Annotated in this window: 12 protein-coding genes; all 12 read right to left on the bottom strand. The window is 36.1% G+C overall.

Features of this window, described 5'->3' with window-relative positions; translation table 11 throughout:
- Positions 1-105: 105 nt before the first annotated feature.
- The 12 genes from ACFSO7_RS06205 to pnp all read right to left on the bottom strand — a co-directional run bounded on the left by ACFSO7_RS06205 (position 106) and on the right by pnp (position 13,138).
- Complete coding sequence (locus ACFSO7_RS06205; RefSeq protein WP_377876283.1) at positions 106-321, bottom strand: YlzJ-like family protein; 216 nt, start codon at positions 319-321, stop codon at positions 106-108.
- A complete protein-coding gene (locus ACFSO7_RS06200; protein WP_377876281.1) occupies positions 318-1,061 on the bottom strand; it encodes a ClpP family protease in 744 nt (247 codons plus the stop codon). The genes ACFSO7_RS06205 and ACFSO7_RS06200 overlap by 4 nt, the downstream gene beginning before the upstream one ends.
- Positions 1,062-1,348: 287 nt before the next feature.
- On the bottom strand, positions 1,349-3,016 hold the full coding sequence (locus ACFSO7_RS06195) for a ribonuclease J (RefSeq protein ID WP_377876279.1): 1,668 nt from the start codon (positions 3,014-3,016) through the stop codon (positions 1,349-1,351).
- A 149-nt stretch (positions 3,017-3,165) separates the two neighbouring features.
- Positions 3,166-4,038, bottom strand: coding sequence for a 4-hydroxy-tetrahydrodipicolinate synthase (gene dapA, locus ACFSO7_RS06190; RefSeq protein WP_377876277.1), 873 nt, complete (start codon positions 4,036-4,038; stop codon positions 3,166-3,168).
- Between the two features lie 17 nt (positions 4,039-4,055).
- Positions 4,056-5,294, bottom strand: a complete 1,239-nt coding sequence (gene dapG, locus ACFSO7_RS06185; protein WP_377876275.1) for an aspartate kinase — start codon at positions 5,292-5,294, stop codon at positions 4,056-4,058.
- A gap of 41 nt (positions 5,295-5,335) precedes the next feature.
- Positions 5,336-6,388, bottom strand: coding sequence for an aspartate-semialdehyde dehydrogenase (gene asd, locus ACFSO7_RS06180; protein WP_377876273.1), 1,053 nt, complete (start codon positions 6,386-6,388; stop codon positions 5,336-5,338).
- A 162-nt stretch (positions 6,389-6,550) separates the two neighbouring features.
- Complete coding sequence (dpaB, locus tag ACFSO7_RS06175) at positions 6,551-7,150, bottom strand: dipicolinate synthase subunit B (protein WP_377876271.1); 600 nt, start codon at positions 7,148-7,150, stop codon at positions 6,551-6,553.
- A gap of 1 nt (position 7,151) precedes the next feature.
- Positions 7,152-8,048 carry a dipicolinic acid synthetase subunit A gene (gene dpaA / locus ACFSO7_RS06170; protein WP_377876270.1) on the bottom strand — a complete coding sequence of 299 codons (897 nt, stop codon included), beginning with the start codon at positions 8,046-8,048 and terminating at the stop codon, positions 7,152-7,154.
- A 168-nt stretch (positions 8,049-8,216) separates the two neighbouring features.
- On the bottom strand, positions 8,217-8,465 hold the full coding sequence (locus ACFSO7_RS06165; RefSeq protein ID WP_377876269.1) for a YlmC/YmxH family sporulation protein: 249 nt from the start codon (positions 8,463-8,465) through the stop codon (positions 8,217-8,219).
- 118 nt (positions 8,466-8,583) lie between these two features.
- Positions 8,584-9,828 (bottom strand): M16 family metallopeptidase, encoded by a 1,245-nt coding sequence (locus ACFSO7_RS06160; RefSeq protein WP_377876267.1) that lies wholly within the window; start codon positions 9,826-9,828, stop codon positions 8,584-8,586.
- A 47-nt stretch (positions 9,829-9,875) separates the two neighbouring features.
- Positions 9,876-10,868, bottom strand: a complete 993-nt coding sequence (locus ACFSO7_RS06155) for a polysaccharide deacetylase family protein (RefSeq protein ID WP_377876265.1) — start codon at positions 10,866-10,868, stop codon at positions 9,876-9,878.
- 152 nt (positions 10,869-11,020) lie between these two features.
- Positions 11,021-13,138: a polyribonucleotide nucleotidyltransferase gene (gene pnp / locus ACFSO7_RS06150; RefSeq protein WP_377876263.1), complete on the bottom strand. Its 2,118-nt coding sequence runs from the start codon at positions 13,136-13,138 to the stop codon at positions 11,021-11,023.
- Positions 13,139-13,268: the final 130 nt, after the last annotated feature.

The raw sequence follows: 13,268 nt of genomic DNA, 5'->3' as shown, positions 1-13,268 counted from the left end.
TCACCTAAATTATTCTGTATGGTTTATATGTAGAAAGCAGCCAATTGGCTGCTTTCTACATATTCCTATATTATATCATAATGAGTAAAGAGTTAGCGGACAAGCTTAAGTAAACAAGGAAATTTTTGAACCTGGTGTACATCGACTATCTAAATAATGATTCGGATCACTGCTAATGATTCGGATCACTTGAAAACTTTGATCGGCATTTTGCTCGACTAATAGAGGAATACCATCATATTGGACCATCATTTGTTTACTAAACTCTTGTTCGTCTGTTGGATAAATCAGTTCCTGCGGCATGATTGTATATAGAATCATTGAATGATTCCACCTTCTGCTTCTTTTTGTAATTCCATTAGCTCATTAAGTTTTTTGATTGCTTGTCCAAGAGCTCCCACTTCGTCCATTAATCCATATTTGACTGCATCCTTGCCAATCACATTTGTTCCGATATCTCTTGTTAAATTTCCTTTGGCAAACATTAAGTCTTTAAAGGTTTCTTCGGTTATCTTTGAATGCTTTGTCACAAAATTTACGACGCGCTCCTGCATTTTATCAAGGTATTCAAAGGTTTGTGGCACCCCAATGACAAGTCCTGTTAGTCGAACAGGATGAATTGTCATTGTCGCTGTTTCGGCAATAAAGGAATAATCACACGAAACAGCTATCGGGACACCGATTGAGTGCCCTCCTCCTAAAACAATAGAAACGGTTGGCTTTGATAAAGATGCGAGCATTTCCGAAATGGCTAACCCTGCCTCAACATCACCACCAACAGTATTCAATACTACTAATAATCCTTCTATTTTTGGGTTTTGTTCGATAGCCACCAACTGTGGAATAAGATGCTCGTATTTAGTTGTCTTATTTTGTGGTGGTAGCGCTAAATGACCTTCTATTTGACCCACAATGGTTAAACAATGGATTTTAGAATCATTAGAAAGCTGTGGAACATTCGTTTGTCCAAGTTGTTGAATTTTCTCCATTAAACTTGAGGGTTTATCCTCTTTCGGAGAATCTTGTTCTTCTTGTTCAGTATCATTCTTATATTGCTCCATATCCATATAATCTCCCTTCTTGACTTCATAGTGTTAGTATTATCCATTTATCAATTTTCGATGTGGATAAAATAGAGAAAGTAAATTACAATAAAGGCAAAATGAAAGGCTATTTATGTAAACTTTGTAGTACTTGATCTAGTAAAGTGGTTGATTGGGACGTAGGGATGTTCGCTTTCCGCGGAAAGCAAGTGACCGAAGCGATAAGCAACGGACAAACTTTATCAACTAAAAACAAATATCCGTGAGAAAAGAAACAAAAAAAGACACTGGTTTTCCAGTGTCAATTAAACTTCCATGATGATTGGTAGAATCATTGGTTTCCTCTTTGTTTTTTCGAATAAAAATTGATATAGACTATCTCTTATCTCTTGTTTTATTCCTCCCCAATCAAAAGAATCCCTTTGTAATTGGATTTCTACCACTTCTCGAACCAAACTTATTGAGTCATCGATCAATTTTTCAGATTCACGAACATAAACAAACCCTCGTGAAATAATTTCTGGTCCTACAACCATTTTCTTTTCTGACTTTTTTAAAGTTACAACTACAATTAATATTCCGTCTTGTGAGAGTAGTTTGCGGTCTCTTAAAACAATGTTACCAACATCTCCTACTCCAATTCCATCAATTAAAATATTACCAGATGGTACTTTCCCGTTATAAGTCATTGAATCGTTTTTAATTTCAATAACCTCGCCCTTCTCAGGTATAAGTATATTGGATGCTTGAAGTCCAATATGTTGTGCAATTTTTGCATGGGCATAAAGCATACGATATTCGCCATGGACGGGAATAAAATACTTAGGCTTCATAAGATTTATCATAAATTTAAGTTCTTCTTGTCCTCCGTGACTCGATACTTGAAGAGTTTTTTTACTGGAGATAACATTTGCACCTGCTCGATAAAGCATATCGATTGTTTTATAAAGAAAAACTTCATTTCCTTTAAGTGGGGTTGCGGCAATAAGGACTGAATCGCCTTTTTGAATATTGATCTGCTTATGTACCTGCTTTGCCATTTTTTGAAGTGCTTCTATCGGTTCTCCTTGCATACCAGTCATTAAGACGACTATTTGTTCATTTGGGTATTGCTCCATTTGTGACATCGGTAGGATTAAATCATCATGGATTTCAAGATAACCTAACTCCACTGCAATATTATAAATTCGCTCTAAATTTTTACCTACTACTATGACTTTACGATTATGTTCAGCTGCTGCATCAAGTATATGTTGAATCCTATTTAAATCAGAAGCCGAGCATGCTGCAATAATTCTATCGTCTGCATTATAAAAAGCATTTGATATTTCCATTTTTACAATCGTTTCTGAAGTTGTATATCCTGGTCGTTCAGCTTCTGTACTATCTGAAATTAAACAAAGAACTCCCATTTCACCGATTTGAGCCATTTTACCGATTTCAGGTTGGTACATTTTTGAAGCTGCATGATCAAATTTAAAATCACCAGTATAGACCACGATACCTTCTGATGTATGTACACACACACCTATTGAATCTGGAATACTATGATTCGTCCGAAAAAAAGAAACTTGCGCTGTTCCAAAATCAAGTTTAGAATGTGAGTTAATTTCATTAAATATATAAGGACCGTCAAATTCTTGTTCTTTCATTTTTTCTATTGCAAGAGCTAATGTTAATCTCGTTCCGTATACAGGAATTTCTATTTTTCGCAACACATAGGAAAGAGCCCCGATATGATCTTCATGTCCATGAGTCAAAAATATCCCTTTGATGCGTTCTTTATTTTCCACCAAATAAGTGATATCAGGAATGACGATATCGATACCGAGCATTTCATTTTCAGGTAACATTAACCCTGCATCAATGACGAATATATCTTCATCGACTTCGACAACATACATATTCTTACCAATTTCCCCTACCCCGCCGAGGGCAATCAATTTAATTGCTTCATTCTTTCTGATATCCAAATTATAGTTCCTCCTATGCTGATATAAGCCGACCCGAGATCAGTTAAAATAATTATACTAGATGGAGGAAAATGTTTACAACAATAATAGGTATTCTTAAAAGGAAAAGAGCCATCCTAAGTAATCATTACTTAAAATAGCTCTTTCTTCTAAAGAGAATTAATTAAATTCGTTAGTGAATTTCGTTCTTGTTCTGTTAATGACACTAATGGCAATCTTACAGACCCTACATCCAGGCCTTTTAATTGTAAGGCTGTTTTGACTGGAGCAGGACTTGGAGCAGCAAATAACCCTTGCATGATTGGTAAAAGTTTTTGATGTAATTTAGCCGCCTTCTGTAACTCTCCATTTAGAAATGAATGAACCATCTCCTGCATTTCATTTCCAATGATGTGAGAGGCAACAGATACAATACCTACACCGCCAATGGATAGGACAGGTAGAGTAATTCCATCATCTCCACTATATAATAGAAAATCATCATCCGTATTCGCAATAATATGAGTCATTGCATTTAAATCACCACTAGCTTCTTTAACAGCAACAATATTTGGAATCGCAGATAAACGAACAACCGTTTCGGGTAAAATATTTGTTACCGTCCGCCCTGGAACATTATAAACCATTACTGGTAATCTCGTACTTTCGGCAATAGCCTTAAAATGCTGATATAGTCCTTCTTGGTTTGGTTTATTATAGTACGGTGCCACTAGCATGACCGCGTCTACGCCAATTTGTTCGGCTTTCTTCGTCAATTCAATCGAAGCATATGTGTCATTGCTTCCCGTCCCTGCAATGACAGGAACTCTTTTATCGACTACTTTAATCACATGTTGAAAAAGGGCAAGTTTTTCTTCTTTTGATAATGTTGGAGATTCCCCTGTCGTTCCGGCCACTACAAGAGAATCGGTGCCAGTTTCAATTAAATGATTAATAAGTTGTGTGGTTTTTGCAAAATCAATATGTCCCTTTTTGTCAAAAGGTGTTACCATCGCGGTTGATACACGACCAAATAATACCATTATTACACATCCCTTTTCTAAAAATCCGTTCGTTCAAATAAGACTGTTTCTTTTTCCAGTTGAAAGGCATCATGTAAAGCATTCACTGCCAAATTTAAATCATCTTGTTTAACTAGAACCCAAATGGTCGTATGACTATCTGCTGATTGTAATATACGAATTCCTTTTTCTGATAATGCAGTAACTATTTTAGAAGCTACACCAGGAACCCCTGCCATTCCGGCACCAACGACAGAAACTTTCGCACAGTTACGTTCTACAACAGGATCATGACCCAATTGATTCAATATCTGAATAGCTTTATTCGTCATTTCCTCCGTTACTGTATAGATGACACTCGTTGGAGAAATGTTGATAAAATCAACACTAATTTTTTCATTTGCCATTGCCTTAAATACTTCTGACTGTAAATCGTACTGTTCCTTCTTTGCATAAACCTTTATTTGAGTCACTTTCGAAAGATGTGCAATTCCAGTCACTGGACGAATCTTAATATCTGTACCTTGACTATTTTTGTTGATTGTTGTGACTAAAGTACCTAATCCATCTGAATAAGTAGAACGGATACGAATAGGTATTTTTGCTTGCATGGCGATTTCAACTGCTCTAGGATGAATCACTTTCGCCCCTTGATACGCCATATTACATACTTCTAAATAAGTCATAACAGACAGCGGTCTTGCATTATCAGCTATTCTTGGATCCGCCGTCATAATGCCATCTACGTCTGTAAATATATCAATCCATTCTGCATTTAGCGCAGCACCTAAAGCTGCAGCAGAAGTATCGCTTCCCCCACGACCAATGGTTGTGATATCTCCATTTTTAGCTGCACCTTGGAATCCGGCTACGACAACAACATCATTTTTCTCTAACTCTCTCATTAATCGTTCACATTTCATCTCAATAATTTTAGCATTTGTATAGTCATCGTTCGTTCGGAAGCCAGCTTGTGCTCCTGTCATGGAGACTGCTTTAATACCTTCGCTTATTAACATATCAGTAAAAACGATACTTGAGATTACTTCCCCACATGATAATAATAAATCTTGCTCTCTCTTACTTACATTGTTCTTACCAATTAATGATAGTAATGTATCTGTAGCATAGGGATCACCATTTCTACCCATAGCTGAAACCACGACAACTACTTTATAATTTTCCGCTAAGGCTTTTTCGATATGGCGCTTCGCATATTCTCGACTTTTTTCATCTTTAACTGAAGTGCCACCAAATTTCTGAACGAGTATCTTCATCATTACACCTCTATACCTTCTTAATGGTCAGAGAACCTGAATTATTTTTGAACAAGACCTAGTTTTACCAAGCTTTCAGCAATTTGAACAGAATTCCATGCCGCTCCCTTTAATAGGTTATCTGAAACAACCCACATATGAAAACCTAAGTCTTCATCGATATCTTTACGGATTCTTCCAACAAAAACATCATTTTTGCCAACACTCATAGCAGGCATAGGATAAATTTGATTTTTTGGATCATCCTGTAAAATAACACCCGGTGCTTCGCTTAATAATCGTTTGATTTCATCTGAGGTAATACCTTGCGTATCAATTTCAAAATAGACCGATTCTGAATGCCCAGTTTCAACAGGTAAACGAACACAAGTTGCTGCTACTTGCAATTTTGGCATATGCATAATTTTTTTCGTTTCATTGATCATTTTCATTTCTTCGTAAGTAAAACCATTATCTGTAAATTTATCAATTTGCGGAATCGCATTAAAAGCAATTTGATAATGCTTATTTTCTGATTTAACTGGTAAAACCTTTGGCTCGTGTTGGTCCCCATTTAATAAATTTCTAGATTGTTCCTTTAATTCTTCAATAGCGGCAGCACCTGCTCCTGAAACCGCTTGATAAGTAGACACAATTACTTTTTTAAGGCCATATTTTTGGCGGATTGGTTCAAGCGCTACCACCATTTGAATCGTAGAACAGTTTGGGTTAGCGATAATCCCATTATGATTCAATAAATCTGACTCATTCACCTCAGGCACGACTAATGGGATATTCTCTTCCATACGAAAAGCACTTGTATTATCTACAACGATGGCACCTCTTTTAACAGCTTCTGGTGCTAGTTCTTTTGATACATTACCTCCAGCACTAAAAAGAGCGATATCCACCCCTTCAAAGCTTTCAGGCTTCGCTTCTTGAACAACGTACTCTTCACTCTTAAACATTATTCTAGTACCAGCTGAACGTGCTGAAGATAAAAAAGTTATTTTATCGATTAATAAGTTTCGATTTTCAAGTGTTTGAATCATTTGTTGGCCAACTGCTCCAGTCGCCCCAACCACAGCAATGTGTAAACCTTTTACCTGTCCCATTTATTTTCCCCTTTCATTTCCTAGTGAAATGATTTACATTTTTCTTTTATGATTGGAAATAGGAGGCATTTAGTTGCCCCCACTTCCATAATTAGATTTATTTTAACATACTGCACTAGTAAAGAATAATGTTTTTGTTTCCTTTTTAATAGGGGTAAAGGGTTAGATTCCATCACGAAATCTTTCGACAAGCACAGGCTGTATTTGAATCCCATTTAAAGCAGCTTGAACGGTCTCTGTCAACATTGTCATTCTCGCTACCATCGAATTTTGCTTTTTAACAGGATCATCCTGACCAAAAGGAATGAAATATATGTTCTTTGTTGCCATTAATCTCATTAAATTAACTCCATTTAGCCCTAAAGCATCATTAGTCGATATTCCTAATACGACAGGTTTCTGATTACGGAGAGTAGCCTTAGCTGCCATTAAAACAGGTGAATCATTCATGGCATTGGCAAATTTGCTCATAGAGACTCCAGTTAATGGAGCAATAACCATACAATCCAATGGAAGTTTTGGCCCAAGTGGTTCCGCTTTGACAATCGAATCGATTACTTTATTACCAGTAAGGTCCTCTATCCTTTCAATCCAATCCTCTCCTTTACCAAATCGAGTATCTGTATTCTTTACAGTAAAGGTAACTACTGGAATGACTTCTGCTCCCTCATTGATCAGCTTTTCAATTTCTGGATAAACAGCATCATACGTACAATGTGAACCCGTTAGACCAAACCCGATTCGCTTTCCTTTTAAATTCATGTTATTTCTCCTTTCTGCTTATGATGTCGTCGTGTAGAAGTTGAGAAAGAACGTTTGCAAGAATTTGACCCGCGGTTTTTGGTGCCACTATTCCTGGTAAACCAGGTGCTAAAAGGGCCTTGATTCCTCGCTTTTCTGCATATCGGAAATCCGTTCCACCGGGTTTAGAGGCTAAATCTATTATTAATGTGTGTGACGGCATTTTTGAAATTACTTTTGCATTAACAATCATATGAGGAATAGTGTTGATTAAAATATCCACGTCCCTCACCTCAGATTCTAGATTATCTAAATGGAAAGGCTCTAACGCCATTTCAGTTATTCTTGCTAAATGTTCACTTTTACGTGCACCAACTTTAATATGTGCCCCTAATGCATGGAAGGTTCGCGCCACACTCATTCCAACTCGCCCAAGACCTAATACAGTCACTTTCGAACTATGAATGGTAAAATCAGTATGTTGGATGGCCATCATAATCGTCCCTTCTACTGTCGGAATCGAATTATAAATAGCAACATCATCACGTTCGAATAATTTGATCAATGTCCGCTTAGTTTTTGACGTTATACCGCTTAAATAAGAATTACTAATACCAGTATATATCGTACAATTAGCAGGTGTTTTTGACAGTATGTCTTCTGTCAACATAACCTTTTCATTAGAAAATATCGTTTCTACATGACCATCAAGGTCAGTGCCTGGAACAGGTAGGATGATGGCATCCATTTCTTTAAAATCAACTTCATTCATTTTTTCCTTTATAGCACCTGTAAAAGCATGATCTAGTTGTTCAAATCCGACTAACGATAATTTGGCATCTAATTCAGTCAGTTTCCTAATTATTTCTAGTTGCCTAGCATCTCCGCCTATTACAGCAATTTGCATCCCTGTAAGCATTTAGATATTCACCTTCTTTAATAAAATCAAACAGGAAATGATACACATTTTTTTGTATGATTAAATGTGAACTACTTCAACATATTATGTAACTAGAATAAAATAGGTGAGTCATCCTAAATAAAAAAAGCCTAAGGAACCAATAAAGATTTCTTAGGCCTTTTAGATTCAATTTTCTTCTTCCTCTTCAATATCAATAATAATCATATCGGTACCAATTTTTTTTACATGCTTCCATGGGACCCTAACTTCTCCACCTTGTTTTCTTAAACCAAACCATTTTAATGAAGGTATTAAAAGTGCTTGGATTTGCCCTGTTTTATCATTGATTTCTAAATCGGTTTGCCCGAGCACCCCTAATCGTTCAGCCTTCTTGGCATCGACGATTTCTTTTCCACTTAATTCACTTAATCGCAAAATTCTCTCCTCCTTTGATTCTCTATTCCTAGTTTATAAGAGGTAATTACAAATTAGACTAGTTGTCATAAGAGTATTTTAAAAATAGAAAACCCCCACAATGTGAGGGTTCTAAACATTATACATTTTTCAAATTGGCTGGTAATTCACCATCTGGACTTATAATAGCAACTGAATATTGATTAGAAAAGGTTGTGTTAATTAAACGATCAACACTATCCTTCGTCACTTGATCAATTTGTTCAACTATTTCATCCAATGAACGATGACGTTTCAAAAGCAACTCATTTTTTCCGTTTCGACTCATTCGACTATTTGTACTTTCTAAGCTAAGCATTAAACTTCCTTTAAGTTGCTCTTTACTGTTTATTAATTCTTTTTCTGTTAAACCTTCTTTTTTAAACTTTTCTAAAGTCTCCTGAATTGTTTCGAATAAAACATCCAGTTGCTTTGCACCGGTCCCACCATAGATCGTTAAGATTCCACTATCCTGGTAAGAGGAATGATAAGAGAAAACAGAATAGGCAAGACCCCTTTGTTCCCTTACTTCTTGGAATAATCGGCTACTCATACTCCCACCCAGGACATTGTTTAGAATGATTAAGCTATATATATCTTCATGCCCTACTTTAAGTCCTTCAAATCCTAAACAAAGATGGGCCTGCTCCGTTTCTTTCTTACGAGTAATTCGGTTCGAATGAAATGTGGGAAGATTTTCAGTTAATTGAGTTTTCCCTGCTTCATATGAACCAAAATATTTTTCTACTTCTTTAATAAATGATTCTTGTACATTTCCTGCGATCGAAATAACCACATTTTCAGGAGTATATAAGTCATGCATATAATTTTTTAAAGTTTCACCAGTAAATGTAGCTAACGTTTCCTCAGTTCCTAAAATGGGATACCCTAACGGATGCTTCTCGTATACAGCACTGCTTAATAAATCATGAACGATATCATCGGGTGTATCCTCATACATTTTTATTTCTTCATATACCACATTTTTTTCTTTCTTTAATTCCTCTTCATCGAATGTCGAATGAAAGAACATATCCGCTAATACCTCTAAGGCAAATTCTGCATGTGTGTCTAACACTTTAGCATAATAGCAGGTATACTCTTTAGAAGTAAATGCATTGACTTGACCACCAATACTATCGAAGGATTCGGCAATTTCTTTAGCCGTTCTCGTTTTAGTTCCTTTAAAAAACATATGCTCTAAAAAATGCGAGATTCCATTATTTTGCGGATTTTCATTACGTGAACCTGTTCCGATCCACACACCAATTGCTACAGAGCGAACCGTCGGAATGTTTTCAAGGACGACTGTAACACCATTTTGACAAGTATATTTTTTGATCAACGATATTCCTCCTGTTCTTGGATAACCGTTATTTTAGTTAACCAACACTAACGATTACTATTGTTACTATTTTCCCCTAAATTCAAATTATTTTTCATCAATCTTTTCTCATCTAAGACTTCTGATACTGTCCCGATTTGCAGATTCTTTTCTTTCATTTTCAAAATCATTATATCAAGAGATTTTGCTGTTGATTCGGTTGGGTGCATTAAAATTAATGCACCATTATGTACCTTTTTTAATACACGATTAATTAATGTTTCAACAGTTGGCTTTTGCCAATCAATCGTATCTACACTCCACAAAACAGTGCCCATTCCCATTTCAGCAGCAATTTGTACCGTTTCATCACGATAACTTCCACTTGGAGGAGCGAACCATTTTGGTAATATATCGGTCGTTGCTTTTATGACCTTATTAGTTTGTAAAATTTCCTCACGAGTTCTTGCAGAAGATAGTATTTTCAAGTCAGGATGTGAAAAAGAATGATTTCCGATTTCATGTCCCGCTGCCACAATCATTTTAGCTAAATCTGGATTTTTCTGAACCCATCTTCCTTCAAGAAAAAAGGTCGCATGAACATTATGTTTTTTTAACGTTTCTAACATACTAGAGAGATATTCATTTCCCCAAGCTACATTAACCATAAAACCTACTGCAGGTTTATCAGGATGTCCCCGATAGATTGGAGATGGTGGCAAATCTCCTAAATGAATCTTCGGTTCTATTTGTTCGAAAACAATTTTTTTCTCTTCAAACTTTTTTTGCTTTTCCATGTTTTTATAAGATGCGTGAATATCAACTTTCAATCCATTATATCCAGGTGTTGCCTTCCATACCTTGTCAATTCTGGCATCGCTTGCAGGAATTTCATATTTTTTTGCTTGGTTTTCAATTTCTCTTTTTAATGAATCATCTATTTTAGATACAGGAATGGCTTCATCTTTTAGGGATAAAACGTAATTGTTTATTAAAGGTCGATTCACTAATAATCCTACCAATACAACAATCGATACAATACTTAAAACCTTCTTTAACATGATACCTTCCTCCTTCCATAAATATTATGAAAGGCTCGTACAAGATAGACCGAAAAAGGAAGGAAGAAGTATATTGATAAATAGATTATGTAAAAGAAAAAGCCAGGGGTTCCCTGACTTGCTGATAATTAAGCTATTTATTCTAGAATTAACTATGACTGTTGTTCTGCTTTTTCTTTTTGTTCTTTTAAAACAACTTTTCGAGATAGGTTGACTCTTCCTTGTTTATCTATCTCAGTTACTTTAACTAAAATTTCGTCACCAATCGAAACGACATCTTCCACTTTTCCAACTCGCTCTTCAGCTAATTCAGAAATGTGAACAAGACCATCTTTTCCAGCGAATATTTCGACAAATGCACCGAACTTTTCAATTCGTTTCACTTTACCTAAATACATTTGTCCAACTTCAACTTCACGAACGATATCTTCAATAATTTTCTTCGCCTTTTGATTCATATCTTCATTAGTAGATGAAATGAAAATAGTTCCATCTTGTTCGATGTCAATTTTCACACCAGTTTCTTCAATAATTTTATTAATTTGCTTACCGCTTGGCCCAATGACATCGCGAATCTTATCTGGATTAATTGCCATTGTTAAAATTTTTGGAGCATAGCGTGATAACTCTGTTTTTGGCTCAGAAATAGTATCTAACATTGATTGAAGGATTTGCATTCTACCGTTTTTCGCTTGGAGAAGAGCTTCTTCAAGAATATTTCTCGATAAACCATCTATTTTAATATCCATTTGCAGGGCTGTAACACCTTTAGATGTACCTGCAACTTTAAAGTCCATATCCCCAAGGTGATCTTCCATTCCTTGTATATCAGTAAGGACCGTATAATGTTCACCAGATTTAACTAATCCCATAGCAATACCTGCTACTGGTGCTTTAATTGGAACACCTGCATCCATCATAGCAAGTGTACTTGCACAAATACTTGCCTGTGAAGTCGAACCATTTGATTCTAAAACTTCTGATACAAGACGAATAGTATATGGGAAATCTTTTTCATCTGGAATAATTGGTTCCAATGCTTTTTCACCTAATGCACCGTGTCCAATTTCTCGGCGTCCCGGGCCTCTAGATGGACCTGTTTCGCCGACACTAAATTGTGGGAAATTGTAATGATGCATAAATCGTTTCTCTTCCTCTAACCCTAAGCCATCAAGAATTTGAACATCTCCAAGTGCCCCTAAAGTACAAACACTTAATGCTTGAGTTTGTCCACGTGTGAATAAACCTGATCCATGTGTACGAGGAAGCAAGCCTACTTCGGAAGATAGAGGGCGAATTTCGTCTGCTTTACGACCATCAGGACGAACTTTTTCCACGGTAATTAAGCGGCGAACTTCTGCTTTTACGAGTTTGTCCAATACTTGCTTTACTTGTTTTAATGTATCAGTATCGGCTTCCTCTTCCTCATATTTGGCAATCACTTCATTTTTAACCGCTTTAATGGCTTCTTCACGTGCATGCTTTTCTTGAACTTGAATGGCCTTGTTTAGTTCTTCTTCACATAAATTTCTAACAGTCGCTTCGATTTCACTGTTAATTTCGTAAAGAGAAATCACTCTTTTCTCTTTTCCAATTTCAGAAACAATTTTTTCTTGAAATTCAATTAATTTCTTAATTTCTTCGTGTCCGAACATGATAGCCTCTAACATAATCTCTTCAGGCACTTCATTTGCTGCAGCTTCAACCATATTAATGGCATCCTTAGTCCCAGCAACTGATAAGTGAATATCGCTTTTTTCCATTTGTTCAACCGTAGGATTAATTAAAAATTGACCATCAATTCTTCCAACAATTACACCAGCAATTGGACCTTCAAATGGTATATCAGATACAGAAAGAGCTAAAGAGGAACCGAACATTGCAGCCATCTCTGACGAGCAGTCCTGATCCACACTCATAACGATACTAACTACTTGAACATCATTTCGAAATCCATCTGCAAATAAAGGGCGAATGGGGCGATCGATTAATCGACTTGCCAAAATAGCTTTTTCACTAGGTCTACCTTCGCGCTTAATAAATCCTCCAGGAATTTTACCAACTGCATAAAGACGCTCTTCGTAATTTACTGTTAAAGGAAAGAAATCTAAGTTTTTAGGTTCTTTTGATGCGGTTGCTGTACTTAAAACCACTGTGTCACCATACCGGATAAGGACGGCTCCGCTTGCCTGTTTCGCAAGCTGACCATATTCAACAGTCAATCTACGCCCAGCCCAATCCATAGAATAGATTTGCTTTTGTTGTCCCATTTTTCTCTATACCCCTCTCTATCACATCATATAAAGGTAGCAAAAATTTCAGTTACTCTTCATATTTTCACATCATATTTTCTATAATTAAGTAAAAGTATTTGAAATCGCCGATTGGTAATGTAAAAAA

The sequence above is a fragment of the Bacillus sp. CGMCC 1.16607 genome, from assembly GCF_042683745.1.
In the GTDB taxonomy this organism is placed as follows: Bacteria; Bacillota; Bacilli; order Bacillales; family Cytobacillaceae; genus Pseudoneobacillus.
Note: the sequence above shows the minus strand (reverse complement) of the source record. Positions and strands in the feature narration are given on the sequence as shown.